Below are 26117 nucleotides of genomic sequence, written 5' to 3' on the forward strand. Positions count from 1 at the left end.
CCCGCTCGGGCAGTCAGAAGTGGGATCGGCCCATGACGATTCGTGATCGACGCGCACTCGCGGCCGTGAGGTCGCGTCGCATCAACGGCTTGTTCACCTTCTCGGTGAACGTGTCGATCAGCGGCCCGGCGAAGAACGCGGTGACCACGGTGCCCGGACCGATCTGCCCGTGGAACACCACGGCCAGGACCAGAAAGGTCAGGTCCTGGATGACGCGAACCGCACGGTAGGGCGCGCCGGCGTGGTCGACGATCATCGGCGCAATCGCGTCGTAGGGCGAATTGCCCAGGGCCGACGTCATGTACAGCGAGCCACCGTAGGCGAACAGCCCGATCCCGATGACGAACATGACGAGTTGCAGCAACGGGGACGGATCGTCGGGGACCGCGGGATCGAGCAATGTGGTGAACCACTGGATGAAATAGCCCACCAGAACCATGTTCAATATCGAGCCGACTCCGATGTACTTGCGTCCCCAGAACAGCATCGGAATGAACAGCACCACGTTACTGATGAGTTGGTAGGTGCCCAGGTCCATGCCGATCGTGTTGCTGATGCCGATGTTGGCCGCGGTATAGGGATCGACGCCCAGCTTCGCGACGCGAAGAGTGGCCGATCCGAGACCGATGAGCGCGATACCGACCAGCGACCAGAAGACCCGGCGGACGTAGTAGCCGTCGAGAAGCGTGCTGTCGGAGGGCGCGGCGGCGTCATCCGGACCGTTCGAGCCACCCGACGCGACTTCAGGGTCGCCGCCGCGATCGTCACCGTGCGTACCGGTCATTCCGCCTTCACCACCCACTGTGCGCCTTTTCGTCAATTGCTTTTCCAGAGTGCCACCGATCCGTACAAGGTCGCCCGATTTCCACTATTTGGAGGTTGGCATGTTCGTGGGGTGGGCAAGATCGTGTGCGGCCGGGCGGAGACCCAGCGATGAACGTTCGGTCGACTTGTCCGACACAGGCTGTCAGTCATCGTCGTTCACGTATCGTCTCTACGATCAACCCTCCTTCGATGGGTTCGAATTCGGGAGCGCGCCATGCACCTATTCGTCGACAGTCCCCTGCTCGCATTGTTCTTCTGTGTCGGAGTGGGATGTGCCTTTGGACGCATTCCGTTCGGCCCCATATCGTTTGGTCCCGCGGGCGCGCTGTTCGCCGCGCTGGCCCTGTCCGCGCTTGAACCCGATATCAATCTGCCGCCACTGGTGACCAGCATGTCACTGTGCGTGTTCTGCTACATGGTGGGGATCTCGGCCGGACCGGCATTTCTCGGCGCCATCCGCACCGGGTGGAAACCGGCACTCGTCTCGATCGTCGCCATCCTCGGCATGGCTGCAGTGGCACTGGGTGTGGGCAAGGCCTTCGGACTCGACATCGGCACCATCGCCGGCTCCTTCTCCGGGGCGGGAACCGCCACCGCCGCACTCGGAGCGGTACAGGAACAACTCGCCGGTGACGGACCCATCCCGCCCGAACCGGCCATCGGCTATGCCGTCGCCTACCCCATCACGGTGATCCTCACCATTCTCGCGTGCACCTATCTGATCGCGGTCGGCCGCCGCAAACCCACAGCCGAAGACCGCGAGCATGTGGCACCCATCGTGGTCCGCACCCTCGAAGTGGTGGGCGACCCGCATCTGACCGTCGCCGACTTCGAACGCAAGTACACCGCGGTGATCTCCCGGATGACGCGCGATGGGGCCACGGTCGTCGCACGGGAGAAGCAGACGCTCCGGTCGGGCGATCTACTCACCGTGACCGCACGTGAAGACCAGACCGCGACCATCACCGACGACCTCGGCCGCCCGGCGACGAGCGAGCCGTGGCTGGATCGAAGTGCCATCGACTTCCGGCGGATCACGCTCTCCAACCCCAGGATGGTCGGACGCGAACTGCACACCCTACGGCTCGAGGAGCGTTTCGACGCCGTGGTCAGCCGGGTGCGACGAGGCGACGTGGACATCATCGCCACTCCGGACCTCATCCTGCAGAGCGGTGATCGCCTGCGCGTCACCGCGCCGCGTGAGCGCCTTGCGGAGATCGGCGCCGCGCTCGGCGACTCCGAGCGCGCGGCGTCGGACATCAATCCGATCGGGTTGGGACTCGGCCTCACCATCGGCCTGCTGCTGGCCTTCGTGCAGATCCCGCTTCCCGGTGGCGGCACGCTGATACTCGGAACCGCCACCGCCCCGCTCATCGTCGGCGTGGCCCTCGGCGCGATCGGGCGAACGGGCCCCGTGGTGTGGACGTTGCCGGGCAACGTCGCCAACACGCTCAATCAGTACTCGCTGTTGCTGTTCCTCGTCGCCGTCGGCCTCGGCGCGGGCGCCGGACTGGTGGATGCGCTGGCCGACAACGGCATTGCACTCGTCGTGCTCGGCCTGGGGATCTCGGCGATCCATGCGGTGATCTGCGTGGTCGGCGATCGCAACATCCTGGGTTACGGAACGGCCCGGGCACTGGGAGGACTCACCGGCTCGCAGCTCAATCCCGCCCCCTACGCCTTCGCCATGAGTCGTGTGCCCGACCAGCGCGTGGCCGTCGGCTACGCGGTGCTGTTTCCCATCAGCATGATCGTCAAGGTGCTTCTCGCGCAGATCATGGTCGTGTTCTTCTGACGAGCTGCGCTCGCCATCAGTCGCATCCGCAGCACGGGTAAAGAACCGGTGTATGCCGCGGTAACAGTTGCCGCACAAGACAATTCGTCCCCCGATCAGGGGTCACGATTGAGCCGTCGGACCCGGTGTCACCGCTGTTAGGCTGACCGCGTGCTGATCGTGATGAAGCGAAATGTCTACTGGCACTTACGCTTCACACGTTTCGCGCGCCTGAATGGCAGGTGAATCAGGCGTGAACGCCCGGTATCTGCCGACCGAGTGAAAGACCGGATCGTAATGGAATACAACTTATCGCGCCGCAATCTCCTGCGCACCGCGATCGTCGGCGGCGGCCTGGGCGTCGCGGCCACGACAGGCCACACCGCGTGCGCCTCCCGATCGAGTACTCGCCTCGTGGTGTACACCAACGCGGCATCGGACGGACGCGGCGACTGGATGACGGCGCAGGCGCGGGAAGCGGGTTTCGACGTCACCGTCGTCGACCTCGGCGGCGGCGATCTCAAGAATCGTCTGCTCGCCGAGCGTGGCCGCCCGCTGGCCGACGTCGTCTTCGGCCTCAACGACGCGTACTTCTACCAGCTCACCGACGACAACATCCTGGCCTCCTACACCCCGAACTGGGCCGACGAGGTCAGCGACGCGTACGGTGACCGCGAACATTTCTGGCCGATGTACCGCTTTCCCATCCTGCTGGTCTACAACACGGCGAAATGGACACCGGAGACCGCACCCCAGGACTGGCCCGACCTGTGGGAGAACTCCCGGTACTGGAACCAGTACGAGACTCCCGCGGCGCTCGGTGGCATGACCTCGCAGACGGTGATCGCGGGCATCCTGGTGCGCTACGCGCAGGGTGGCGGTCGCGCCGGGGTCTCCGACGCCGGGTGGTCGGCCATCCAGCAGTACTTTGCGCACGGCAGCCGATCCATCGAGGGTGTGGACCTTTACGCCCGAATGGCCACCGGCCAGGTCTCACTGGGCCAGATGTGGATGCACGGACGCCTGCCCCGGGAGAAGCAATACGGCATCACGACCCGCGGGGTGAATCCGGCCGACGGAGTTCCGATGGTGGTGGAGAGTGTCGCGATGGTCAACGGCTCCCGGCGCGCCGAACTGGCCGCCGACTTCATCGACTGGTGGGGAAGCGCGGAAACCGCCGCCGCCTTCTCACGCGAGTTCTACTACGTGCCCATCAACAAAAATGCGCTGCCCACAGCGGATCTCGCCGCGGTGAAGGAAGCCAACTCCTACACCGTGCAGCAGATCGACTGGCGGTTTGTCGGCGAATACCTCGATGAATGGATCGAACGAATCACCTTGGAGTATCTGCAATGATCGACTACGAATCCGTGACCGTACAGTATGGGGATTTCGTCGCCATCCCGCCCATGGACCTGTCCATCGGCACCGGCGAATTCTTCACGTTCCTCGGTCCGTCCGGGTGTGGGAAGTCGACGGCGCTGCGCGCACTGGCCGGCTTCGCGCCGGTGTCGACCGGCGAGATCCGCATCGCCGGTGAACGCGTCAACGACCGATCCCCCGACAAACGCGACATCGGCATGGTCTTCCAGAACTACGCGCTGTTTCCGTCGATGACCGTTCGCGAGAACATCGGCTTCGGTATGCGCGTGAAGAAGACCCCGAAGACCGAGATCGACCAGCGGGTGCAGGATATCGCGCGCGAGGTGGAACTCTCCGACGAGCAACTCGACAAGGAGATCTCCGCGCTGTCCGGCGGCCAGCAGCAACGTGTTGCCATTGCCCGGGCGCTGGTGATGCGGCCCAAGATCCTGCTCCTCGACGAACCACTCTCCAACCTCGACGCCAAGCTCCGCGCCCAGTTGCGCGTGCAGTTGAAGGATCTGCAGACGGAGTTCGGCATCACCACGGTCTACGTGACGCACGATCAGGAGGAGGCCCTGATGATGTCCGACCGCATCGCGGTGATGAACAAGGGCAACATCGAGCAGATCGGCACGGGCGCAGAGATCTACAACGCGTCCGACACCGAGTTCGTCTGCAACTTCATCGGCGAGGCGAACAAGCTCACTCGATCCACGATCGACCACCTCAATGCGCACGGCGGCTCCCTGGACACCGCGAGTTCCAGCTACATCCGGGTGGAAAAGGTCGACCTCGAACCGTTCGACGCCGCGGTCGACGGCGTGCGCTTCGAGTCCGAGGTGATCTCGAAATCGTTTCACGGACAGTTCTCCTCGTATCGCGTGCAGGTGTACAACGATCTACTCAAGGTGGTCGAACGTGCCCGTGGCACAGCAGGATTCGAACCCGGAGACAAGGTGGCGGTCGGTATCCGTCCCGAGTTCGTGCTTCAGTACGGATCGGAGCGGTAGATGAACAACTCAATTCGGACCATGTTCCGCTCACCGATGGTGATCGGGCTCGGCATCATCCTCGTCTGGTTCATCATCACGTTCCTGATCGTCCCGAACGTCCGCATGATCGGCGACGTGTTCTTTCCGAATGGAGAACTGTCCTTACGCGCGTTCCAGGCCGTGTGGTCGTCGAACAGCGCCATGCGGGCCCTGCGGAACAGCTTCATCCTGGCGTTCGCGTTGTGCATCACCGTCAATGTGCTCGGCATCTTCATCGTGCTGGTGACGCGGTACTTCGACATCAAGGGGTCGAAATACCTGTGGCTCGGATTCGGCACCGCGCTGATCTACAGCGGCGTGGTGGCGGTGGCCGGCTACAAGTTCGTCTTCGGCGACAACGGCATCGTCACACAGGGATTGACCGCCGTCTTTCCCGGTGTCAGTCCCGACTGGTTCACCGGGGCCATCGGCGTGATCACCGTCCTCACCCTCGGCGGCACCGGCCAGCAGATGCTGTTCCTCAGTGCCGCGCTGGCCAAGGTGGACAATCAGACGATCGAAGCCGCCCAGCAGATGGGTGCGTCGAACTGGAAGATCCTCACCACGGTGGTGCTCCCGACCATCAAGCCCATGATCTTCGCCACCACCATCCTCACGTTCCTCAGCGGGCTCAGCGCGTTCGCCGCGCCACAGGTGTTGGGCGGCACCCAGTTCCAGACCATCGCCCCGACGATCCTCACGTTCTCCAACGTCGCCCGATCGCGAGACCTCGCCATCGTGCTCGCGCTGATCCTGGGCTTGTCGACGCTCATCCTGCTGGCCGTGCTCAACCGCATCCAGAGTGGCGGCACCTACGTGTCGGTGTCCAAGGTGCCCTCGGCCATCGTGCGCCAGCCGATCAAGAACAAGTGGGCCAACGTCGCGATGCACGTGGTGGCCTATGCACTGTTCCTGGTGTACGTGCTACCGCCGGTGCTGATTGTGCTCTACTCCTTCACCGACGCCCGCACCATCCGCACCGGCGACTTCCATGCCGACAGCTTCACCCTGCACAACTACGCAGAAGTGCTGACCGACTATTCGGCCCTGTCGCCACTGATCCTGTCGGTGGTCTACGCCGGGCTGACCGGACTACTGGTCATCCTGCTGATCCTGCCCACCGCACGCATCATCACCCGCTTTCCCAACGTGATCACCACCACCGTCGACTACCTACTGCACATCCCGTGGGTGCTGCCCGCCGCCATGATCGCAGTCGGCTTCATCGTCACCTTCTCGTTCCCGAACATCCTGGTGGGCAACCAGGTTCTGACGGGCACGCTGGTGCTGCTGCTCATCGCCTATGTAGCCCAACGCATCCCGTTCACCCTGAGGCTTCTTCGGGCATCGTTCGCCGGCATCCCGCAGTCGATGGAAGAGGCGGCGTCGATGCTCGGGGCCGGGGACCTGTACACGTTCCGCAAGGTGCTGCTGCCCATCGTGCTGCCGACCGCCGCAGCGATCACCGCGCTGAACTTCAACAGCCTGCTCACCGAGTACGACACGGCGGTGTTCCTCGCCAACCCGTTTCATCAGCCGCTGGGCATCGTCATCCAGAACGCCACGCGCAATGAGGGCAGCGGCGACGCCACCGCCAAGACGTTCGTCTACACCGTGCTGCTGATGATCATCTCGACCTTCATCATGTGGCTCGTCTACGGACGCAGCTCGGATGAAAACAAGCGGTCGAAGTCGTCCAAGCGGTCGTTCCGCATTCCCGGTTTCGGCAAGGGCAATCGCGACGCCGAGACCGAGGAACTCCTGGAAGAGGCCGCCGCGCCCGTCACGCTCGGCAGCGCCGCCGCCGGCCCGTAGCGGCGAGACCGGTCGGTCCGCAACCGGATCGATCCACGCTGCGATCCCGGCCGACCCCTCCGGCCGGGATCGCGGTCTATGTGGAGGGCTTGTTCAGCAACTCGTCGAGCCAGGCGGTGCCGTCGAGGATGTTGGACACCGGTTCACCGCCCGACAGCACCGTCGGGGTGGCAACCTGGCCGCCGGTGGCCTTGGCCAACTGGGTTTGCGATTCCTTCGCGGCCTGCTCGGCCTCGCCCACCTTGGCTCCGTCCGAGATGCACTTCTGGGTGGCCGCGCTCGCGCCCTGCTGTGCCGCGAGACGTGCGAGATCAGCGTTGGACGGGTCGGAATCGCCGCCCTCCTGAGGTTGCTGGGCGAACAATGCGGTGTGGAAGCGGAAGAACACATCACGGTTCTCCCCCGCTCCCACACATTGCAGGGCGCCCGCGGCGCGACTGGAGTAACTCCCCGACGCCGAACGATCATTGAGGAAGTTGAGCATGTGGTAGCGAACCCGCAGCTTTCCCGAATCCACCGCAGTCACCACGGCCTTGCCCGACTGCTGCTCGAACTCCTTGCACACCGGGCACATGAAGTCCTCGAAGACGTCGATCGTGACCGGCGCCCCGGGTGCGCCGATGATCAGCGCCGCATTGGAGTTCAGCACCTGCTCGTTGACGCCGCCGCCGGAGTGCCCGCGGTGCGTGTTCCACAACACCCCGCCGACGACGATCGCGGCGACAACCACGACGGCCACGGCGGCGAGTACGTAGGTGCTGGTGCTCGAGGTGGCCCGCGGCTCGTATTTCGACGTCGAGCCGCCCTTGCGCCTGTCGGTCACCCAGAATCCTCCATGTCGTTCGCGCGGTCGGCACGCCGGTCCGGGGACGACGGCGTCGGGCCGAGCCTAGCGCACGGGTCGCCCACGGCCTCGGGAGCTCTCCGGGCTGCGAAAGGCCGACGCTAGGAGAGCACGGCGCTAGGACAAGGCAGCATCGACCACCTGCTGCGCCTGCACCTGGACCTCCTTGAGATGATCGACGCCCTTGAAGGACTCTGCGTAGATCTTGTACACGTCCTCGGTTCCGGACGGTCGTGCGGCGAACCACGCATTCTCGGTGGTCACCTTGAGACCGCCGATCGCGGCACCGTTCCCCGGCGCCGACGTCATCACCGCGGTGATGGGTTCGCCGGCGAGTTCGGTGGCGCTGATCTGGTCGGCGGAGAGTTTGGCGAGTACTGCCTTCTGCTCCCGGTTGGCGGGCGCGTCGATACGCGCATAGGCGGATTCGCCGTACTCGTCGGCGAGTTCGCGGTAACGCTGCGACGGTGTCTTGCCCGTCACGGCCAGGATCTCCGATGCCAGCAGCGCCATGATGATCCCGTCCTTGTCGGTCGACCACGGGGTGCCGGTGAAGGTGAGGAACGAGGCTCCGGCACTCTCCTCGCCGCCGAAGGCGATGCTGCCGTCGAGCAGGCCGTTGACGAACCATTTGAATCCGACGGGAACCTCGACGAGGCGTCGACCGATGCCGGCCACCACCCGATCGATGAGTGACGAACTCACCAGCGTCTTGCCCACCGCGGCGTCGGCCGACCACCCCGAGCGATGGGTGAACAGATAGTCGATGGCCACCGCGAGATAGTGATTCGGGTTCATCAGGCCACCGTCGGGTGTCACGATGCCGTGCCGGTCGGAGTCGGCGTCGTTGCCGGTCGCGATGTCGTAGGAGTCGCGCGCGGAGATCAGCGACGCCATCGCATTCGGTGAACTGCAGTCCATCCGGATCTTGCCGTCGGTGTCGAGCGTCATGAACGAGAACGTGGGGTCGACGGTCGGGTTGACCACGGTGAGGTGATCGAGGTTGTAGCGGAATCCGATGCCCGCCCAGTATCCGACCGACGCACCACCGAGCGGGTCGGCGCCGATCCGGATACCCGCCGATCGGATAGCCGCCATGTCGACCACCCCGGCGAGCCCGTCGATGTAGTTGTTGATGAACGAATACTCCTCGACGAATTCACTGTGCCGCGCCCGATCGAACGGAATGCGTTTGACACCAACCAGTTTCGTTCTCAGGAGATCGTTGGCACGCTTGGCGACCCAGGAGGTGATGTCGGTGTCGGCGGGTCCACCGCTCGGCGGGTTGTATTTGAATCCACCATCGCGAGGCGGGTTGTGCGACGGCGTGACGACGATCCCGTCGGAGAGCACACCGGGGTTGTCGGCGTTGAACGCGAGGATGGCGCGACTGACGGCGGGTGTGGGTGTGAACGAATCGCTCTCGGCGGTGTACACCGTCACCTCGTTGGCGGCGAGAACCTCGACGGCGCTGCGCCACGCGGGTATCGACAATTCGTGGGTGTCGAATCCGATGAACAACGGCCCGGTGATGCCCGCCCCGGTGCGGTATTCCACGATCGCCTGGGTGGTGGCCAGGATGTGGGCCTCGTTGAACGCGGTGTCCAGACTCGACCCGCGGTGACCGGAGGTGCCGAAAACCACTTGCTGGGCCGGGTCGTCGGGGTCGGGCACGAGGTCGTAATAGGCCTTCTCCACCTCGGCCACATCGATGAGGTCCTCGGGCAAAGCCGGCGTGCCGGCGCGCGGGTGAGCCATACAAGCGATTCTGCCCGAAATCCCGAGTCGGCGTCGGACCAAAACGGGGGCCGACGGCGACCCGCGGTGTGGCGTCGGGAACACCGCGGCCACCGATACGGTGGAGTCCGTGCGATCCGAACCCAGGCTCAACGTCCTCGTGCTGCCCGGGGGTGCCGACAGCAGCTACCGGCCGTTTCGCCCGTGGCAGGGCTCGGCGCTGCGTATGTACCCGTTCACCTGGTCGATCCGGGCTCGCTACCGACGCGCGGTGGCGGTACATCAGGTGCGCTATCGCGTCTACGGGTGGAACGGCGGTCAGGCCAGCCCGATGCCGTACGCGACGGCGGCGCTCGACGCGATCACCGGGAAGCACCCGGGCGTTCCGACAGTCGTCATCGGGCATTCGATGGGTGGCCGCGCCGCCGCACTGTTGGCCGCGGATGAACGGGTGGTCGGCGTGCTGGCGTTGGCGCCGTGGTGGCAGCACGCCGACTGGCGATTCATCCGGGACGGGGTGCGGGTGGTGGCCGTCCACGGTGATGCGGACACGATCACGTCCGCGGCCCGGACGCAGAAAGGGATCGCCGAGCTACGGGGCCGTGGCCTCGACGCCACCTTCATCGCCGTGCCCGGCGGTGGCCACGCGATGCTCGACCACATCCGGCTGTGGCAGTCGGCGGCGCTGGGCTTCGTCGGCGCCGAACTCGACGTCGCCACCGGGACACCGACGTGACCGACTATCGGGGCGGAGTACAGCTGCTGTCGTGTGAGGTGATCGGAGAGATCTGCGCCGACCTGATCGCCGGAATGAAGCTGCTGCCCCCGCCGCCGCCCTATCCCGGCGCCGAGGACGAGGTTCCGGCTTGCCATTGGGTAGCGACCCACGGGGGTGACCACGCGTGGACGGCATACGTTCCGGCGGGCTCCGACCCTCCCATGGAGGCTGAACGTTCTGGCGCGACGTCGGGTACGTCGCCGTTCAGATCGGTGTCGGTGGCCACCGATCACTACGAGGTCGGGACCGCGGGAATCGACCGCGTCGCGATGGAGCGAATCTATGACGGCGACACGCCCGATTACCTCGTGATGGAGACCGATCGGCTCTCCGCGATCGGCGCCATCGCGGTGCAGCCGCAGAATATGCCGCACACCTTTGTCCACCTGCCTCGCGTCCGGGTCAGCGTCCTCGCCGACACCTACGACGTGACACTCGAAGGCGCGACGCGAGTTGCCGAGTTCCTGGTGGCACATCGCATCGAGCCCTGACTTCTGCTGGCGGGGTGGCACACCCGTTGTCTGTCTCTGAGTTCGTACACAATGGGCGGCTATAGCGAACCCGACGTGCACTGGTGCACTTCGGGTGCCCGACAGACGCCCATTCTGTACGTTCGGGCACCATATCCACTGAGGTGGCAATACCTAAGAAAAGTGCCCCCACCTGCGTAAACAAGTGGGGGCACCTCGTGGAGCTGCCGGGAATTGAACCCGGGTCCTCCGTCGCTTCGGTAGGGCTTCTCCGTGTGCAGTCCGCTATGCCTCTACTCGGATCTCCCGGTCACGCGAACAAGCCGAGATGACGATCCCAGTCGCTGTGAGATGTCCCGCCCGCTCCCGCGACCGGAGCGGACGGTGAGCTCCCTGAGATGATGCCGGCACCGGGTATGGGAGCAAGACCCGGGCCGACAGACACGCAGTCGCTGTCAGGCAGCGAGTGCGTAGTCGCGCTGATTCTTATCGGCGCTTAATTGGTTGCCGCGACGCTTATACGGTGGTCTCTGGCCTGCACCGACACGCTTCCCCCACCTCGACGCACGTAGTCGAAACCGATCAGCCCCGAGATGGTACCCGCCCTCATCGGGCGAGCACTCCAGTGTAACAAAGTCCGTCGGCGGGATCATCCCGTTGCGGGCGGCAGCAGGCGGCCGCCGGCGGATCTGCCGTGACTCAGCGGATCTGCAGCAGCACCGTATCGCCCACACCGACGGGCACCGACAACTCGCCGCGATCGGCGCGGTGGCTCGCACCGGTCCACGCGTCGACGCCGGTCACCGAGGCATCGCCCGCCAGACCGACGCTCGACAGGGACACCGACAGGGTGCGCGGATGGTCGCCCCGGTTGGTCATCGAGATCACGAGTCCCTTGTTCCCGATGGCACGCGCCCAGATCTCGGGATCGTCGTCGACCCGCGCTCCCGCGCTGACCCGCTGGTCCTGGTCGATGGCCAGCATCGCCGTGTTGCGCAGCACCGCCAGGGTCTGCGGCGACATCGCGGTGAGGTCGTTTCCGGCCATCAGCGGGGCGGCCATCATCGCCCACATCGACATCTGGGTGCGTTGCTGCGCCGTGGTCAACGCCGATCCCACGCCGACGACCAGCATGTCGGGATCGAGGAACGAACCGGGCCGCACCCGCGACGTCAGCGGCGCAGCGGCGTCGACGATGTTCACGATGCCCTGATACCCCGACGGCCCGCTGTCCGCCGACCACACGGGACTCACGTCGTTGGTGATGCGGGTCATCGTCGCCACACCACCCCAGTCGTAGGCGGCCCCGGGCGGGGCACCGGCCACCCCGCTGTTGGGGTTGATCGCGTACACCATGCGACGGCCCGTGGCGCGCAACGCATCTCGCATGGCGGTGAACGCCGACAACTGGACGTCGTGGTCGCCGTCCGCCGAACACCAGTCGTACTTCAGGAAGTCGACTCCCCACCCGGCGAATGTCTGCGCGTCCACGCGTTCGTGACCGCCGCTGCCGGTGGCGCCCGGATAGGTGCCCTGGTACTGGGTGCACGTCTTGTCCCGGGCACCGGAGTAGAGACCGAAGAGCAATCCGCGACTGTGCAGATACGCACCGAGCGCGGCCATTCCCGACGGGAAGCGAACCGGGTCGGCGACCAGGCGCCCGTCGGAGGATCGTTGGGGCGCCGCCCAGCAGTCGTCGACCACCACGTAGCGGTAGCCCGCGTCACGCAGCCCGGTGGACACGAGTGCGTCGGCTTGGCGCCGGACGATTTGCTCGGTGATGCCGCAGCCAAAGGCGTTCCAGCTGTTCCAGCCCATCGGTGGGGTCGCGGCCAGCCCAGGGATCGCGGGTGCGTCGCCGCCGAGGCGGCCCGCCGGGGTCGGCGTACACGCCGAGACCACGGCGATGGAGACCACGGCGATCAGCACCGAGAGCACGCACGCCACCGTCGGCGCACAACGTCGGCGCTCAGTGTGCGCAGAGTTGCCCGGACGGTGATCGAACGATCCGATCACATGCCCTTCACGCGGCGGCCGACCTCGCGGGCCACCTCGCGCTGCGCGGTGCGTCGGGCGATGTCCTGCCGCTTGTCGTGGGCCTGCTTACCGCGCGCCAGCGCCAGCTCCACCTTGACCTTGCCGTCGTTGAAGTACATCGACAACGGGACCAGGGTGAGGTTCCCGTCCCGGATCTTGCCGATCAGATTGTCGATCTCACGGCGGTGCAGCAGCAACTTACGGTTGCGGCGCGGGCTGTGGTTGGTCCACGACCCGCTGCCGTACTCGGCGATGTGCAGCGCGCGCAGCCAGATCTCGCCGTCGTCGATCGTGGCAAACGCATCCACCAGCGACGCCTTGCCCTCGCGCAGGCTCTTGACCTCGGTCCCGAGGAGCGCGATACCGGCCTCATAGGTGTCAAGAATGGCGTAGTTGTGCCGCGCCTTGCGGTTGGTCGCGATCACATTGCGGCCCTTCTCCTTGGGCATCCGTCACCTCCTCGTGGATCGATGGTCGTCACTCGCAGTGGTTTCACTCGCGAACGTAGACACGCAGCGTGACATACGCGGTGGCCCCGGCCAACACAATTCCGGCGAGGATCAGCCATGGCGACACGAACAGCACATCCGCGGTGGTGATCCGCGCCAAAATGTTCACGCCGTACAGATCACGCAGCGCATTGTCGAAGAACAACACCTTGGCCGCGAATAATCCGCCGATCGCCAGCAGCGAGCCGATGAACGCCGCGACCACCGCCTCGAGCAGGAACGGCAACTGCGTGTACCAGCGCGTGGCGCCCACCAATCGCATGATCGACACCTCGGTCCGCCGCGTGAACGCGGCCACCTGCACGGTGTTGACGATGAGCAGGATGGCCGCGATCGCGAGCACCGCCGCCACGGCGAATGCCGCGTTGCGAACTCCGTCGAGCACACTGAAGATTCGTTTGACCAACTCGCGTTGGTCGAGCACACCATCGACGCCGAGGTCCTTGCGGTCGGCGAACTTGTCGAGCACGGCGCCGAACTCCGCGGGATCGCTCATCCGCACCTTCAGCGACGCCGGATTGGCGTCCGGAGAGATCATGTCGGCGATCTCCGGTGCGCTCTGCTCAAAGGCCGCCTTGGCCGCCTTGTAGGCGTCCTCTTTGCTGAGGTAGGTCACCGAACCGACGCCGGGCTGCTTCTCCAACTCGGCACGCAGCACCGAACACGGCGCCTTCTGGCAGTCGGGATCGGCCGCGGTCACCGCGTCGTTGATGTAGAACTGCATCTCCACCCGGTCGAGGAAGATCTTCTGGCTCTTGTCCGCCATCTGGATCACGAGCAGACCGCCGCCGAACATGCCCAGCGTGATCGCCGTGGTGAGGATCATCGCGACGGTCATCGTCACGTTGCGACGAAGTCCGTTGAGGACCTCGCTGATGATGAAGTTCGCTCGCATGCTGCTTCTACACGTCCTTAGTGGTCGGTGGGGCGGTACGCGCTGCCGAAAGCCCGGGAGTGCGCGGCCGCCCCGACATTCAGGTGCCGGCCGTGCGCCCCCAGTGGTCAGCCGATGCCGTACACACCCTGGGCGTCGTTGCGCACCAGCGTGCCGTTGTCGAATTCGAGGACGCGCCGTCGCATGGCGTCGACGATGTGGCGATCGTGGGTGGCCATCACGACGGTGGTGCCGCGACGGTTCACCCGGTCGAGCACGTCGACGATCTCCTCGCTGGTCTCCGGGTCGAGGTTGCCGGTCGGTTCGTCGGCCAGCAGCACGAGCGGGCGATTGACAATGGCCCGCGCGATGGCGACACGTTGCATCTCACCACCGGACAACTCGTTGGGCATACGGTCCTGCTTGCCCTCGAGGCCCACGTAGTCGAGCACCTCCGGGACGAGCTTGCGGATGGTCGACGGCGATTTGCCGATCACCTCAAGGGCGAAGGCCACATTGTCGGCGACCGATTTCTGCTGCAGCAGGCGGAAGTCCTGAAAGACACACCCGATGGACTGGCGGAGCTTCGGCACCATCCGGGCACGGAGCCGGTTCACATGGAAGTCGCCGACATACACCTCGCCGCCGGTCGGGCGATCCTCCTTGAGCAGCAGACGGAAGAACGTGGACTTGCCCGAACCCGACGGCCCGATGAGGAACGCGAATTCACCCTTGTCCACCTCGAGTGTGAGGTCACGAAGAGCTGGGCGACTCGACGCCTTGTACTTCATCGTCACGTTTTCCAGCTTGATCACGAGAACAGAGTGTAGCCAGGACGTCTGAGAGATCCGTTCAGGTGTTCACCCCGCCGTGCCGCGGCTTGCCACCATGACGCTGGTCAGGGAGTCGGCACCGGCGGTGTGGTCTGCGTCTGCTGCTGCGTTGTGCCCAACCGCGGAACCGTGACGCCGGGCAATCCGGGGATGGTTTGCGGTGATGGCGACTGCTCTTCACCGCTGGGTTGTGTGTCGTCGTTCTCGCCGGTGGGTGCCACCGACTCGGTCGGCGACACGGACTCCACCGAGGTGGGCGACAGTGACGGAGTGGGCGAATATGTCGCGGTGGTGGGCCTGCGCACCGGCTCCGGAGCGGGGCTGACCACCCCGTACCGCTGCGACGAGTACCCGTAGAGGATCACCGACACGACGAAGAGCACGGTGACCAGCGCCGTGCTCGTCCGGATGCGCGTGCGGGGGATGTGTCCCCAGTCCCGCGGTCGGCGGATGCCGTGGTTAGAACCACCCTCGGAGGCGTGCGAGGATTCGCGATCGTCCTCGGGCTGGTCCGCCGCGGGTGTCGACGGGTCGTCGGCCATCATTGGTCACCGTCCTTCCCCGATGCGTCCTTCTCTCCGGCGAACGCCGCGGGTGGTCCGCTGGCCGCCTCGACGTCGCGGCCCGGTGTGACCGTGATTCCCGCGGCGGTGAGCCCTTGCACGATCTTCACCCGCAGCGCGCGACTCACCTCGAATTGTTTGCCGGGCAGCGTCCGCGCAACCATCCGGACCACCACCGAATCGAGTTCGAGGCTGATCACGCCGAGCGAGGAAGGCGCGTCGAGCAGTATGTCGTGCCAGCGTGGACTCCGGAAGAAGTCGCGACCCACATCGTCGAGCACATCGTTGGCCACGCTGATGTCGGCGTCGGCGGGAATCGGCACGTCGACAACCGCGCGCGCCCAGTCCTTGGACAGGTTGGTGGCCGTGATGATCTGTCCGTTGGGCACCGTGATCACCTCGCCCTCGCTGGTGCGTAGCTGGGTCATCCGCAGCGAGACGTCCTCGACAGTGCCCTCGGCGGACCCACCGCCCGTGACGTTCAGCTTGACCACGTCACCGTAGCCGTACTGTTTCTCGGCGACGACGAAGAACCCGGCCAGGATGTCCTGCACAACGCGCTGGGCACCGAAACCCAGGGCGGCGCCGACCACCGCGCCGGGCCCGGTGAGTCCCGAGATGGGAACCCCGAAAACGACGAGGATGTGAATGATCACCACCACGACCACTGCGACGATCAACGCCCACGAGACGACGTCGACCAAGGCGCGCCGATGCTTGGCGTCCTCGGTCTGCACGATGAGATCACTGTTGTCGAACTGCGACTCGAGCCGTTTGACGTACTTGTCCGCCGCCCATCGGATGAACCGGGCGACCAGGATGGCACCCAGAATCCAGACGAGGATCTCCAGGCCGGTGGTGGCCAGCCACACGTAGACGCGCGCGATGAGCTGCCGCGTGGCCGCCTGGTTGGCAGCGAGTATCAGCTCATGCGTCTGCATCGGCCATCCGCCACCTGATTCCTGCCTCGATGAATGCGTCGAGATCGCCGTCGAGGACGGCGGCGGGATTGTTGTTCTCCACGTTGGTCCGCAGATCCTTCACCATCTGGTAGGGGTGCAGCACGTATGAGCGCATCTGATTACCCCAGCTGGAGCCACCGTCGCCCTTGAGTGCGTCGAGTTCGGCACGCTCTTCCTGCCGCTTGCGTTCGAGCAGTTTGGCCTGCAGCACCCGCATCGCCGACGCCTTGTTCTGCAGCTGACTCTTCTCGTTCTGACAGGTCACCACGATGCCGGTGGGCAGGTGGGTCAGCCGCACGGCCGAGTCGGTGGTGTTCACCGACTGCCCGCCCGGACCCGACGACCGGTAGACGTCGACCTTGACGTCGTTCTCATCGATGTCGATGTGGTCGGTGGTCTCCACCACGGGCAGGATCTCCACCTCGGCGAAGGAGGTCTGTCGGCGACTCTGGTTGTCGAACGGGCTGATCCGCACCAGGCGGTGGGTGCCCTGCTCCACCGACAAGGTGCCGTACATGTAGGGCGACTTGACCGCGAAGGTCGCCGACTTGAGACCCGCCTCCTCGGCGTAGGAGGTGTCGTAGACCTCCACGCCGTAGCCGTGCTTCTCCGCCCAGCGGACATACATCCGCATCAGCATCTGCGCCCAGTCGGCGGCATCCACACCGCCGGCGCCCGACCGGATGTTCACCAGCGCGTCGCGTTGGTCGTACTCGCCGGCGAGCATCGTCTTGACCTCGACCGCTTGGATGTCGGCACGCAGCGACGCACGCTCGGCGTCCGCGTCGGCGAGGGCCGCGGTGCGGGCCTCCCCCTCCTCCGACTCGGCGAGTTCGTAGTGCACCGGCATGTCGTCGAGGCGTTGGCGCAGTTCGGTGACGCGGCGCAGCTCCGTCTGCGCGTGCGAGAGGTCGCTGGTCACCTTCTGGGCGTGTTCCTGGTCGTTCCACAGATCGGGATCCGACGCCTGCATCTCGAGCTCGTCGATCCGTCGCCGCAAGTCGTCGATGTCGAGGACTTTTTCGACAGTCGTCAGGGTTGCGTCGAGCGATTCGAGATCGGTTGTCACGTCGGGATGCACGGTTTACCAGGGTACCGACTCGACGCCGGCGCCGAGCGACGCGTCCGGGCGACGTCAGCGGCGGTCAGGCGGCGGGGGGCGGGGGTGTCGCGGGCGGCTCGGCCACCGGTGGCGGTGGTAGCTGCCCGAACTGCCAGGTGGTACTCGCCTTGCCCGGCTTGTACACCACCGGCTGATCCGAACCGATCTGCGGCCACGGCTGCCCCTCGTCGAGGACCAGCTGCCCGTACACCTCGGTCGGGTTGGTGCCCGGGCCCACGATGGTGCCCGACACGGTGCAGAATGCCTGGCCCTTGCTGTCGGGTTCCGGGCGTTCGGACACCCCGGTGACCGTCAGGGTGCCCTGCGCGTAGCCTGCTCCGGTGCCCTTCATGCCGCCGATTCGGCGGCCGCGGAACTGCATGATCATCGCGACAGCGAGGACGGCGAGCAGCACGGTGAAGGTCACGGTCATCCACATGCGCCCAACCCTACCGGGGTGTGTCCGGCATTTCGGTCGACGCCGGTGCGCGCGACCTGGTGTTTCAGCCGACGAACTCGGTGCGGTACTCGACCGCCAACCGCGCCGAACGCTGCCCGCGTTCGGCGATCTCGTCGTCGGAGAGTTCCGGCGGGGGTGCCGACGGCCCGTCCACGCGATCGCCCACCCTGAGGAAGAACTCGTCTTGGCCGGCCGGAGCGCACATGCACAGCATGCGCGCAGGAGCGCCCGACGAATTGTGGAAGTTGTGCGGGGCGTTGGCCGGGATGTTGACGGTAGATCCCGCGCGAACGGTGGTGGTGGCACCGCGAAAGGTGAAGTCGATCGCACCGGACACGACGGTGAACATCTCCTCGAAATCGTGGCGATGCGGCGGGGGGCCGCCACCATCGGGGATCTGCATGTCGATCAGGCAGTACTTCCCAGCAGTCTCCCGTCCGGTGATCAGCATCGTGTACGTGTCGCCGGCCAACGAGATCCATCCGGCCGCAGGGGCGTCCGCATCGACGACGGTCAGTTCACGCCGCGGATCGTCGGCGGGTATCGCGAGTGACTCGGTCATGGTCAGCGTCCGTTCGTCGAGGTCGACAGTTCGGTGAAGAAGGCGGAGAGCGTTCGCGGAGCCCGTTCGAGGACCGCCGTCGCGGTGACCGCAGTGCTGATCAGTCCGGCGGTGTCGTAGTGGGCGAACATAGCGCGCATCGGCGGCGACACGTCGGGTAGGTCGTCGGGATCGAGGCGTTCGGCGCGAATCGCACGGCCACTCGCCCGACTCATCAGGTCAGCGAGGTCGTTGCGGTCCAATTGGCCGTCGGTGGCCATCTCGTAGGTGCCTCCGAGGAGGCGGTCGCCGGTCATCGCGAGCGCCACCGCGTCGGCAATGTCGCGATAGTCGATCCGCGAGAACCGCGTCGTGACCGACCAGGGTTCGGCGAACACCCCGGTCGCGGCCGCCCGGGGAAACCCGGCGGTCAGATTCTGGAAGAAGAGCGCGGGCTGGAACACGACGTACTCCATGCCCGAGTCGTAGAGGGCGCGTTCGACCGGAGCCTTGGCCGAATGGTTCACCAGATCGAGTGTCGGATGGATCACCGACGAGAACACGAACCGGCCGACGCCCGCGGATGTGGCCAGGTCCACCATCCGGACGCCGAGGTCGGCTTCGTCGTCGATGAACGCCGGCGCGATGTAGAACACCGCATCCACTCCGTCGAGAGCTGCCCGAAGACTGTCCGGGTCGGTCAGGTCGCCCACGGCGATCTCGGTGGCGCCGCGTGTCCGTGCGAGGTCGGCGCGTCCTGCGTCGCGCACCAGTCCGCGCACCCGGACACCGGCGCCGGCCAGCGACGTGACGACGTGACCGGTGGCCGATCCGGATGCTCCCACGACGAGTGCTGTATCCGCGTTCACGCGCCGACCTCCGCCAGGCGCTCAGGTGCGGGAGCCAGGCCGGCGAGGTAGATCGCCGCTTGGCGTCGCAAGTGCCCCGACAGCGCATCACCGGCCGAAAGAGTATGCGCGAGAAGGGCTCCGAAGGTGATGATGTCGACGGCGGTCACGTCGTCGCGGACCGTGAGTTCGCGTCGGCCTCGGTCGAGCACCGCGTCGACGGCGTCGCGAATGGCGCGCTGCGTCGATCGGGCGTGTTCGCTGAGCCCCGTCGGTCCGCCGTGCAGCGGAAGCAGCAATTCGTGACGATGCTCGACCGTCGTCTCGAAGAACCGGCCGAGCGCCGCGATGGCCGGCACCGCAGGATCGTCGGCCTCCTGGATTGCGCGTAGCGCCAGCTCGAATGAGCGTTCGGTGAGTGCGCTGAGCAGCGCATCGCGGGTCGGGTATCGACGATAGAGGGTGCCCACACCGACGCCGGCGGCCTCGGCGATGGCGGCCATCGACACCTCGCGGCCTTGGCGGGCGAACATCGCCACCGCGGCGGCCAGGACTCGCTCGCGGTTGGCCGCGGCGTCGCGACGCAGCGGACGCTCGGGCTGCCAAATCCCGTCGAGCGGTGCGTGTGGATCGCGTGACCGTTCGGGGACGGGGGTGGTCGCGGTGACCATCATCGCTACCTCCTCGTGAATCGGGGCAATCAAGTGGTAGGGAAACTCTCACTTCTTACGCTACAACGCTGCTTCTTGGATATTTTCTGTGCTAATGCCTTATTAACCGGACTGAAACATCCACTTTGATGGATCTTCGTCGCGTAAACACGAGCCGATAGGCTGACGACGTGTTCCCCACCGACCTCGCCGGCGACCTCGACCTCGCCCTGTCGCTCGCCGAATCCGCCGACCAGCTCACCATGACGCGCTTCGGAGCCCTCGACCTCGATGTGAGCGAGAAGCCGGATCTGACGCCGGTGTCCGACGCCGATCTGGCATGTGAACGCCTGATCCGTGAGCGGCTGGCCGCCGACCGGCCGGGCGACGAGGTGCTGGGTGAGGAGTTCGGGGGCGACGCGACGATGACCGGCCGGCAGTGGGTCGTCGACCCGATCGACGGCACCAAGAACTTCGTCCGCGGCGTCCCGGTGTGGGCCACACTCATCGCGCTGCTCATCGACGGTGTTCCCGAGGTGGGGGTGGTGTCGGCGCCCGCGCTGCGCCGACGCTGGTGGGCTGCCCGCGATCACGGCGCCCACGCCTGCTTCGACGGCGGTGAGCCGAGGCGGATCACGGTGTCGCGCGTTGCCGACCTCGCGTCGTCGAGTCTGGCGTTCTCCAGCCTGTCGGGCTGGGCCGACCGCGGACTGCGCGAACGGTTCATCGACCTCACCGACCGGGTGTGGCGGGTGCGCGGCTACGGCGACTTCTTCAACTACTGCCTCGTCGCCGAAGGGGCGGTGGACATCACCGCCGAGCCTGAGGTGTCGCTGTGGGACCTCGCGCCGCTGGACATCCTCGTCCGGGAGGCGGGGGGCCGGTTCACCGCCCTCGACGGGAGTCCCGGCCCCGGCGGCGGCAGCGCGATCGCCACGAACGGCCTGTTGCACGACGAGGTGCGGGCCGCCCTCGCGACCACAGTGCCCTCCGGTCGGGCAGGGTGACCGGTGACCGACGGGACAGATCGTGCCTGGCGGATTGGCCAGTGTGATCGCAGACCCGGGTCCGCCGTGCAGCGTGGCGGCCTAGTGTCCGCGGTACCTCAGCACGTCAGGAGTACTCGCCATGCCGGAGTTCCCAGGGTTGACTCATGTCGCCATCACCGTGACCGATTTGCCCGCGAGTACCGAGTGGTACGCGCGCCTGTTCGGTGCCGAACCCGTCCTCGACGAGGATGAGGAGTCAGGCACGTTCCACCACACCGTGTTCGCATTGGGCGGCGGGGCGCTGTTCGGTCTGCACACCCACCACGGCGCCGCCGCGAGCGGATCGTTCGACGAGCACCGCACCGGCCTCGACCACATCGCCTTCGCCGTGGGTCGTGACGAACTCGACGGTTGGCTCACGCGTCTCGACGAGCTCGGTGTCAAGCACTCAGGCGTCAAGCGTGCCCACTACGGTTCGGGCATTTCCTTCCGCGACCCCGACAACATCGCGCTGGAGTTTTTCGCGCCCCCGGCCTGAGGCGCCCCGCCCTCAGACCTCGGCGGCCGTCTCCGTGTCGAGGACGGTGAACTCGGTGCCCGCGGCCTTCATATCCGCCAACCGCCCGTAGTGGATGCCGGTTCCGGCGTCGGACAGGATCGCCTGATGAATGGGCACCGCCACCCGTGGCGCCATGGCGCGTAGGTAGTCGACGGACTCGCTGAGCTTCATCCACGGGGCCGCCGACGGCAGTGCCAGGACGTCGATCTTCTCGAACGGGATGTAAAAGGAGTCGCCGGGATGCATGAATCGGCCCCGCTCGGCCGCCGTGTTCAGGACATAGGCCACGTTGTCGACCACCGGGATCTCGGGGTGGATCACCGCGTGGCGGCCTCCGGTGAATCGCGCGGTCACCGCCCCTATCTCCACATGCTGACCGGCAAGGGCGGCGGTCCACTCGCCGGCGACGTCGTCGGCGTTGAGTTGCGCCGCGGTCTGCGGGTCGGCGTAGCGGATCGCTTGCGGGTTGGCGGCGATCAGGTCCGGCAGCCGCGCGACGTCGCAGTGGTCGGGATGCTGGTGGGTGATCAGGATGGCGTCGAGATCACCGACGCCCTCGAATCCGTGGGAGAAGTTCCCCGGGTCGAACAGGATGCGCGAACCCTCGAGTTCGACGAGCACGCAGGAATGACCGAAGTGGGTGATCTGCATGTCCCCACTGTGGCACCGGCACGGCACCCTCGCCAGGTGCCGACGGTCACGCCACCTCGACCGGTTCAGGCAACCCGAGGAAACAGGCCCCAACCGAATCCGGCGTCCACGCCCCGGGCCACGCCGTAGATGATCCAGACCGCGACCAACGCGATCACCACCCGGGTGAGGGCGGGTGTGGCCCAACGCCGCACCGCTCCCCGACCCTTTACGAGCGTCCAGCCGGCGAGTCCGACGGCGATCACCGTGACCGCCAACGTGATCGGGCCGAACAGGTTGAATGCGAATGCCCGCCCCACGTCGCCGTGCATGAGATTCACCCAGCTCCGGGTGAGACCGCATCCGGGACACGGCAGTCCCGTCGCCACCCGAAACGGACACAGTTCGGGTCCGTGGTCGGCGCCGTAGGGGGTGATGATGCACGCCGCGGCGAGCGCCGCGACTCCCCCCGCCACGACCAGGCCGGCACCCACGCGCGACACCGTGGCCTGGGATGCGGGCGGCGCGGTGTACGGCGACCCGGTATCCCCCGTCACCCGCGACGATGAATCCCCAGTCACCGGCTCGGCGCCCTGTTCGGTGGTCACCGGACAAGCCTATCGCCGCGTCGTCTCCATCTGCATCGACCGACTGCGTGACAATTTTCTTACCGAGTAGTAAGGTGTGTTCTTACTGCCGAGTAAGATCATGCTCGAACGACCCGACCGCCCGAGAAATGGTGACCAATGACGACTCACACCGAACCCCGTGACACCTCCGCCGTCGGCAAGAACCCGCACAAGCGCAGTGCGATCGGCACCGCGATGCGGGTACTCACCACGGTGACCGGCTCCGACTTCGCCGAAAAGTACAAGATCCGCGAACCCCTGAACCGTATCGCGTACCAGGGCACCAAGACCGGCTTCCAGACCCTCGGCGCCGCCAACCGCGCGTTCAAGACGGTGCAGGGCGGCGGCTCGGACAGCGCCAAGCGGCTGACCACCACGCCCAAGGACTACTTCGACCTCACCCCCGACGACGAACAGCAGATGATTGCCGAGACGGTGAAGGAATTCGCCGAGGAGATCCTGCGTCCGGCCGCCTACGACGCGGACGCCAACGCCGCCGCACCCGCCGACATCCTCACGCGCTCGGCCGAACTCGGCATCACGATGATCAACGTTCCCGAGGAATTCGAGGGCGCGGCGTCCGAACGCGGTGTGGTGACCAACGCGCTCGTCGCCGAGGCGATGGCCTACGGCGACATGGGACTGGCACTGCCGCTGCTGGCACCGAGCGGAGTGGCCACCACCCTCACCAACTTCGGCAGCGACGCCCAACAGAAGACCTACCTCCCCGATTTCGCCGGCGAGGATGTGCCGCAGTCGGCGGTCGTCATCGCCGAGCCGCGCGCGCTGTTCGACGCATTCTCATTGCAGACCAAGGCAACCCGGGTGCCCAGCGGTTACCGCCTCAACGGCGTGAAGTCGTTCGTGCCGGCCGCCGGATCGTCGGAACTGTTCATCGTCGGCGCACAGCTCGACGGCCGTCCGGCACTGTTCATCGTCGAATCCGATTCCAAGGGCCTGATCGTCGAGGCCGATCCGGGCATGGGTGTACGCGCCGCCGGGATGGGGCGCCTGCTGCTGCAGGACGTCGCCGTACCGGCGTCCTCGCTGCTCGGCAGCGACACCGGCGAGGCCGATGAGGCCGCGTTCGCCGCGTACCGCGACGTGGTGCGCCTGTCGCGGCTGGGCTGGTCGGCTCTGGCCGCGGGCACCGGCAAGGCCGTCCTCGACTACGTGATCCCCTACGTCAACGAGCGCGAGGCATTCGGCGAGCCGATCTCCAACCGCCAGGCCGTCGCCTTCATGGTCGCCACCATGGCCACCGAAATCGACGGAATCCGTCTGGTCACGCTGCGCGGTGCGTCACGGGCCGAGCAGGGCCTCTCGTTCGCCCGGGAGGCGGCGCTGGCCCGCAAGCTGACCATCGACAAGGGCCTGCAGATCGGCCTCGACGGCGTCCAGCTGCTCGGTGGCCACGGCTTCACCAAGGAGCATCCGGTGGAACGGTGGTACCGCGACCTGCGTGGCGCCGGCATCGGAGAGGGCATCGTCGTCCTCTGACGACGACGATCTGTGAGGAACATCTGACATGGCAATCAATCTCGAGCTTCCACGCAAACTCAATCCGACCATCGATCAGGCCCACCAGGCCGCCGCGGAGATCTTCCGCCCGATCTCGCGCAAGTACGACCTCGCCGAGCACTCCTATCCCGTCGAACTCGACACTTTGGCGAGCTTGTACGACGGGCTCGCCGCGACCGGGCAGGCTGGTGCGGGCGCCGACGGTGGGCGCAGCCAGAAGAAGAAGGAGACCCCGGCAGGGGTGAACGTCAACGGCGGCAACATGCAGTCGGTGATGAATGTCATCGAAACCTGTTGGGGCGACGTCGGTCTGACGCTCAGCATGCCGTATCAGGGATTGGGTAACTCGGCGATTGCCGCCGTGGCCACCGACGATCAGCTCAAGCGTTTCGGCAAGGTGTGGGCAGCGATGGCGATCACCGAACCGAGCTTCGGCTCCGACTCGGCGGCAGTGTCCACCACCGCCACCCTCGACGGCGACGAATACATCATCAACGGCGAGAAGATCTTCGTCACCGCCGGATCGCGGGCCACCCACATCGTGGTGTGGGCCACCGTGGACAAGAGTCTCGGCCGCGCCGCGATCAAGAGTTTCGTGGTTCCGCGTGAGCATCCCGGGGTCGAGGTGGTGCGTCTCGAACACAAACTCGGTATCCGCGTCTCCGACACCGCCGTGATCCGTTTCGACAATTGCCGAATCCCCAAGGAGAACCTGCTCGGTTCGCCGGAGGTGGACACCAAGAAGGGCTTCGGCGGGGTCATGCAGACCTTCGACAACACCCGGCCGCTGGTCGCGGGCATGGCCGTGGGCGTCGCCCGCGCCGCGTTGGAGGAACTGCGCCGGATTCTGGAGGAGGCGGGCATCGAGATCGATTACGACAAGCCCGCCGCCGACCAACCCGCCGCAGCGGCCGAGTTCATCCGGATGGAGGCCGACTACGAAGCCGCCTATCTGATGACGATCCGGGCGACCTGGATGGCCGACAACAAGGAGCCCAACTCGCTGCAGGCATCGATGTCGAAGGCCAAGGCGGGACGCACCGTCACCGACATCACCAACAAGGCCGTCGAACTCGCAGGCACACTGGGCTATTCGGAACGTCTGCTGTTGGAGAAGTGGGCACGCGACTCCAAGATCCTCGACATCTTCGAGGGCACCCAGCAGATCCAGCAGCTGATCATCTCACGTCGAGTTCTGAACAAGAGCAGCGCCGAACTGAAGTGAGCGGTCACCGCGGCACCGGGGTCGCCAAGCCGATTCCCTCGACCTCGGTGTCGGCGGGCACCAGCAGCAGCGGCACCTTGCGTCGACCGATGAGGCGGTGCGCCACCGACTGCCCCAGCACGGAGTCGAGATAGGACATCACGCCACCGCGCGGGCTGCCGACCACGATCATCATCGACGCGTACCGATCGGCCACCACACCGAGAAGGTCTGCGGCAGAACCATGTCCGCTGTGATAGGTCCACGACGCGGCCAGCCCGTCGAGAAGCTCACGCGCGGTCCGGGCCTCGCCGGAGACGTTGTCGCGGTATTCGCGCTCCCAGTCCGCGGTGTCGGGGTCGATCGGCGCGTCGTCGAGGTCGACGATGTGCACCACATGGACATGGGCGTCGATCGCGGCGGCCAACATCACCGCATATCTCATCGCGGCCAGGCTCGAGGGGTGCCGGTCCCAACCGACCACCAGGTTGGCCCGCTGTGCAACCCGCGGCGGCGGGCCGGCCACCCGCCGTCGCAGCGGCCCTTCTGTGTCACTGTCCATCGGTG

27 protein-coding genes and 1 other RNA gene are annotated in these 26117 nt (G+C 66.1%); 10 read left to right on the forward strand and 18 right to left on the reverse strand.

The window, feature by feature from the left end:
- Positions 1-13 precede the first annotated feature (13 nt).
- Positions 14-784 (reverse strand): YczE/YyaS/YitT family protein, encoded by a 771-nt coding sequence (locus ACWDSI_RS07375; RefSeq protein ID WP_449756129.1) that lies wholly within the window; start codon positions 782-784, stop codon positions 14-16.
- A gap of 255 nt (positions 785-1039) precedes the next feature.
- Here ACWDSI_RS07375 and ACWDSI_RS07380 point away from each other — a divergent pair, with 255 nt between their 5' ends.
- The 4 genes from ACWDSI_RS07380 to ACWDSI_RS07395 all read left to right on the forward strand — a co-directional run bounded on the left by ACWDSI_RS07380 (position 1040) and on the right by ACWDSI_RS07395 (position 6810).
- On the forward strand, positions 1040-2620 hold the full coding sequence (locus ACWDSI_RS07380; protein WP_449756130.1) for an aspartate:alanine exchanger family transporter: 1581 nt from the start codon (positions 1040-1042) through the stop codon (positions 2618-2620).
- Positions 2621-2896: 276 nt separating this feature from the next.
- Positions 2897-3955 (forward strand): extracellular solute-binding protein, encoded by a 1059-nt coding sequence (locus ACWDSI_RS07385; RefSeq protein ID WP_449756131.1) that lies wholly within the window; start codon positions 2897-2899, stop codon positions 3953-3955.
- A gap of 14 nt (positions 3956-3969) precedes the next feature.
- The gene (locus ACWDSI_RS07390) at positions 3970-4974 is read left to right on the forward strand and encodes an ABC transporter ATP-binding protein (protein WP_449756132.1); all 1005 of its coding nucleotides are present in this window, start codon (positions 3970-3972) and stop codon (positions 4972-4974) included.
- Entirely contained in the window at positions 4975-6810 is a 1836-nt protein-coding gene (locus ACWDSI_RS07395; protein WP_449756133.1) for an ABC transporter permease, read from the forward strand.
- 76 nt (positions 6811-6886) lie between these two features.
- On the opposite strand, the gene ACWDSI_RS07400 is transcribed toward ACWDSI_RS07395, so the two are convergent.
- Both ACWDSI_RS07400 and pgm read right to left on the reverse strand, forming a co-directional pair.
- The gene (locus ACWDSI_RS07400) at positions 6887-7633 is read right to left on the reverse strand and encodes a DsbA family protein (protein WP_449756134.1); all 747 of its coding nucleotides are present in this window, start codon (positions 7631-7633) and stop codon (positions 6887-6889) included.
- 138 nt (positions 7634-7771) lie between these two features.
- Positions 7772-9412 (reverse strand): phosphoglucomutase (alpha-D-glucose-1,6-bisphosphate-dependent), encoded by a 1641-nt coding sequence (gene pgm / locus ACWDSI_RS07405; RefSeq protein WP_449756135.1) that lies wholly within the window; start codon positions 9410-9412, stop codon positions 7772-7774.
- Positions 9413-9521: 109 nt separating this feature from the next.
- Here pgm and ACWDSI_RS07410 point away from each other — a divergent pair, with 109 nt between their 5' ends.
- Both ACWDSI_RS07410 and ACWDSI_RS07415 read left to right on the forward strand, forming a co-directional pair.
- Entirely contained in the window at positions 9522-10127 is a 606-nt protein-coding gene (locus tag ACWDSI_RS07410; RefSeq protein ID WP_449756136.1) for an alpha/beta hydrolase, read from the forward strand.
- Complete coding sequence (locus tag ACWDSI_RS07415; RefSeq protein WP_449756137.1) at positions 10124-10660, forward strand: hypothetical protein; 537 nt, start codon at positions 10124-10126, stop codon at positions 10658-10660. The genes ACWDSI_RS07410 and ACWDSI_RS07415 overlap by 4 nt, the downstream gene beginning before the upstream one ends.
- 195 nt (positions 10661-10855) lie before the next feature.
- Here ACWDSI_RS07415 and ssrA read toward each other — a convergent pair.
- From ssrA to ACWDSI_RS07475, 12 genes are all read right to left on the reverse strand, one after another.
- Positions 10856-11229: a transfer-messenger RNA gene (ssrA, locus tag ACWDSI_RS07420) on the reverse strand.
- Positions 11230-11338: 109 nt separating this feature from the next.
- Positions 11339-12568: a glycoside hydrolase family 27 protein gene (locus tag ACWDSI_RS07425; protein WP_449756214.1), complete on the reverse strand. Its 1230-nt coding sequence runs from the start codon at positions 12566-12568 to the stop codon at positions 11339-11341.
- 83 nt (positions 12569-12651) lie between these two features.
- Positions 12652-13125 (reverse strand): SsrA-binding protein SmpB, encoded by a 474-nt coding sequence (smpB, locus tag ACWDSI_RS07430; RefSeq protein ID WP_449745285.1) that lies wholly within the window; start codon positions 13123-13125, stop codon positions 12652-12654.
- A 43-nt stretch (positions 13126-13168) separates the two neighbouring features.
- Positions 13169-14080, reverse strand: coding sequence for a permease-like cell division protein FtsX (gene ftsX, locus ACWDSI_RS07435; RefSeq protein WP_449745286.1), 912 nt, complete (start codon positions 14078-14080; stop codon positions 13169-13171).
- Between the two features lie 107 nt (positions 14081-14187).
- Positions 14188-14874, reverse strand: coding sequence for a cell division ATP-binding protein FtsE (gene ftsE / locus ACWDSI_RS07440; protein ID WP_449745287.1), 687 nt, complete (start codon positions 14872-14874; stop codon positions 14188-14190).
- A gap of 83 nt (positions 14875-14957) precedes the next feature.
- Positions 14958-15437 (reverse strand): hypothetical protein, encoded by a 480-nt coding sequence (locus ACWDSI_RS07445; protein WP_449756138.1) that lies wholly within the window; start codon positions 15435-15437, stop codon positions 14958-14960.
- A complete protein-coding gene (locus ACWDSI_RS07450) occupies positions 15434-16396 on the reverse strand; it encodes a mechanosensitive ion channel family protein (RefSeq protein WP_449756139.1) in 963 nt (320 codons plus the stop codon). Before ACWDSI_RS07450 ends, ACWDSI_RS07445 begins: the two co-directional genes overlap by 4 nt.
- Positions 16383-17498: a peptide chain release factor 2 gene (prfB, locus tag ACWDSI_RS07455; protein WP_449756140.1), complete on the reverse strand. Its 1116-nt coding sequence runs from the start codon at positions 17496-17498 to the stop codon at positions 16383-16385. Before prfB ends, ACWDSI_RS07450 begins: the two co-directional genes overlap by 14 nt.
- Positions 17499-17562: 64 nt before the next feature.
- Entirely contained in the window at positions 17563-17958 is a 396-nt protein-coding gene (locus tag ACWDSI_RS07460) for a hypothetical protein (RefSeq protein ID WP_449756141.1), read from the reverse strand.
- A gap of 64 nt (positions 17959-18022) precedes the next feature.
- Positions 18023-18541 (reverse strand): cupin domain-containing protein, encoded by a 519-nt coding sequence (locus ACWDSI_RS07465; protein ID WP_449745292.1) that lies wholly within the window; start codon positions 18539-18541, stop codon positions 18023-18025.
- 2 nt (positions 18542-18543) lie between these two features.
- The gene (locus ACWDSI_RS07470; protein WP_449756142.1) at positions 18544-19389 is read right to left on the reverse strand and encodes an NmrA family NAD(P)-binding protein; all 846 of its coding nucleotides are present in this window, start codon (positions 19387-19389) and stop codon (positions 18544-18546) included.
- Entirely contained in the window at positions 19386-20042 is a 657-nt protein-coding gene (locus ACWDSI_RS07475) for a TetR/AcrR family transcriptional regulator (RefSeq protein WP_449756143.1), read from the reverse strand. Before ACWDSI_RS07475 ends, ACWDSI_RS07470 begins: the two co-directional genes overlap by 4 nt.
- Positions 20043-20209: 167 nt before the next feature.
- Between ACWDSI_RS07475 and hisN the strand changes: the two genes are divergently transcribed.
- Positions 20210-21025, forward strand: coding sequence for a histidinol-phosphatase (gene hisN / locus ACWDSI_RS07480; RefSeq protein WP_449756144.1), 816 nt, complete (start codon positions 20210-20212; stop codon positions 21023-21025).
- A gap of 121 nt (positions 21026-21146) precedes the next feature.
- Complete coding sequence (locus ACWDSI_RS07485) at positions 21147-21545, forward strand: VOC family protein (protein WP_449756145.1); 399 nt, start codon at positions 21147-21149, stop codon at positions 21543-21545.
- A 12-nt stretch (positions 21546-21557) separates the two neighbouring features.
- Here the strand turns inward: ACWDSI_RS07485 and ACWDSI_RS07490 are convergent, their stop codons facing one another.
- Both ACWDSI_RS07490 and ACWDSI_RS07495 read right to left on the reverse strand, forming a co-directional pair.
- Positions 21558-22217 (reverse strand): MBL fold metallo-hydrolase, encoded by a 660-nt coding sequence (locus ACWDSI_RS07490; RefSeq protein ID WP_449756146.1) that lies wholly within the window; start codon positions 22215-22217, stop codon positions 21558-21560.
- A 65-nt stretch (positions 22218-22282) separates the two neighbouring features.
- Positions 22283-22804: a DUF2752 domain-containing protein gene (locus ACWDSI_RS07495; RefSeq protein WP_449756147.1), complete on the reverse strand. Its 522-nt coding sequence runs from the start codon at positions 22802-22804 to the stop codon at positions 22283-22285.
- Positions 22805-22942: 138 nt separating this feature from the next.
- On the opposite strand from ACWDSI_RS07495, the gene ACWDSI_RS07500 reads away from it, so the two are divergent.
- Positions 22943-24325: an acyl-CoA dehydrogenase family protein gene (locus tag ACWDSI_RS07500; RefSeq protein WP_449756148.1), complete on the forward strand. Its 1383-nt coding sequence runs from the start codon at positions 22943-22945 to the stop codon at positions 24323-24325.
- A gap of 28 nt (positions 24326-24353) precedes the next feature.
- Positions 24354-25571: an acyl-CoA dehydrogenase family protein gene (locus ACWDSI_RS07505; RefSeq protein ID WP_449756149.1), complete on the forward strand. Its 1218-nt coding sequence runs from the start codon at positions 24354-24356 to the stop codon at positions 25569-25571.
- A gap of 4 nt (positions 25572-25575) precedes the next feature.
- On the opposite strand, the gene ACWDSI_RS07510 is transcribed toward ACWDSI_RS07505, so the two are convergent.
- Complete coding sequence (locus ACWDSI_RS07510) at positions 25576-26112, reverse strand: universal stress protein (RefSeq protein ID WP_449756150.1); 537 nt, start codon at positions 26110-26112, stop codon at positions 25576-25578.
- Between the last annotated feature and the right edge of the window lie 5 nt (positions 26113-26117).

It is taken from the genome of Gordonia sp. NPDC003429 (genome assembly GCF_053588575.1).

Excerpts from the sequence above, each read along its gene's own strand:
- ACWDSI_RS07375 (WP_449756129.1), bottom strand. The coding sequence starts at position 784 with ATGACCGGTACGCACGGTGACGATCGCGGCGGCGACCCTGAAGTCGCG.
- ACWDSI_RS07380 (WP_449756130.1), top strand. The coding sequence starts at position 1,040 with ATGCACCTATTCGTCGACAGTCCCCTGCTCGCATTGTTCTTCTGTGTC.
- ACWDSI_RS07385 (WP_449756131.1), top strand. The coding sequence starts at position 2,897 with ATGGAATACAACTTATCGCGCCGCAATCTCCTGCGCACCGCGATCGTC.
- ACWDSI_RS07395 (WP_449756133.1), top strand. The coding sequence starts at position 4,975 with ATGAACAACTCAATTCGGACCATGTTCCGCTCACCGATGGTGATCGGG.
- pgm (WP_449756135.1), bottom strand. The coding sequence starts at position 9,412 with ATGGCTCACCCGCGCGCCGGCACGCCGGCTTTGCCCGAGGACCTCATC.
- smpB (WP_449745285.1), bottom strand. The coding sequence starts at position 13,125 with ATGCCCAAGGAGAAGGGCCGCAATGTGATCGCGACCAACCGCAAGGCG.
- ftsX (WP_449745286.1), bottom strand. The coding sequence starts at position 14,080 with ATGCGAGCGAACTTCATCATCAGCGAGGTCCTCAACGGACTTCGTCGC.
- ACWDSI_RS07445 (WP_449756138.1), bottom strand. The coding sequence starts at position 15,437 with ATGATGGCCGACGACCCGTCGACACCCGCGGCGGACCAGCCCGAGGAC.
- ACWDSI_RS07450 (WP_449756139.1), bottom strand. The coding sequence starts at position 16,396 with ATGCAGACGCATGAGCTGATACTCGCTGCCAACCAGGCGGCCACGCGG.
- ACWDSI_RS07460 (WP_449756141.1), bottom strand. The coding sequence starts at position 17,958 with ATGTGGATGACCGTGACCTTCACCGTGCTGCTCGCCGTCCTCGCTGTC.
- ACWDSI_RS07465 (WP_449745292.1), bottom strand. The coding sequence starts at position 18,541 with ATGACCGAGTCACTCGCGATACCCGCCGACGATCCGCGGCGTGAACTG.
- ACWDSI_RS07475 (WP_449756143.1), bottom strand. The coding sequence starts at position 20,042 with ATGATGGTCACCGCGACCACCCCCGTCCCCGAACGGTCACGCGATCCA.
- ACWDSI_RS07485 (WP_449756145.1), top strand. The coding sequence starts at position 21,147 with ATGCCGGAGTTCCCAGGGTTGACTCATGTCGCCATCACCGTGACCGAT.
- ACWDSI_RS07490 (WP_449756146.1), bottom strand. The coding sequence starts at position 22,217 with ATGCAGATCACCCACTTCGGTCATTCCTGCGTGCTCGTCGAACTCGAG.
- ACWDSI_RS07500 (WP_449756148.1), top strand. The coding sequence starts at position 22,943 with ATGACGACTCACACCGAACCCCGTGACACCTCCGCCGTCGGCAAGAAC.
- ACWDSI_RS07505 (WP_449756149.1), top strand. The coding sequence starts at position 24,354 with ATGGCAATCAATCTCGAGCTTCCACGCAAACTCAATCCGACCATCGAT.
- ACWDSI_RS07510 (WP_449756150.1), bottom strand. The coding sequence starts at position 26,112 with ATGGACAGTGACACAGAAGGGCCGCTGCGACGGCGGGTGGCCGGCCCG.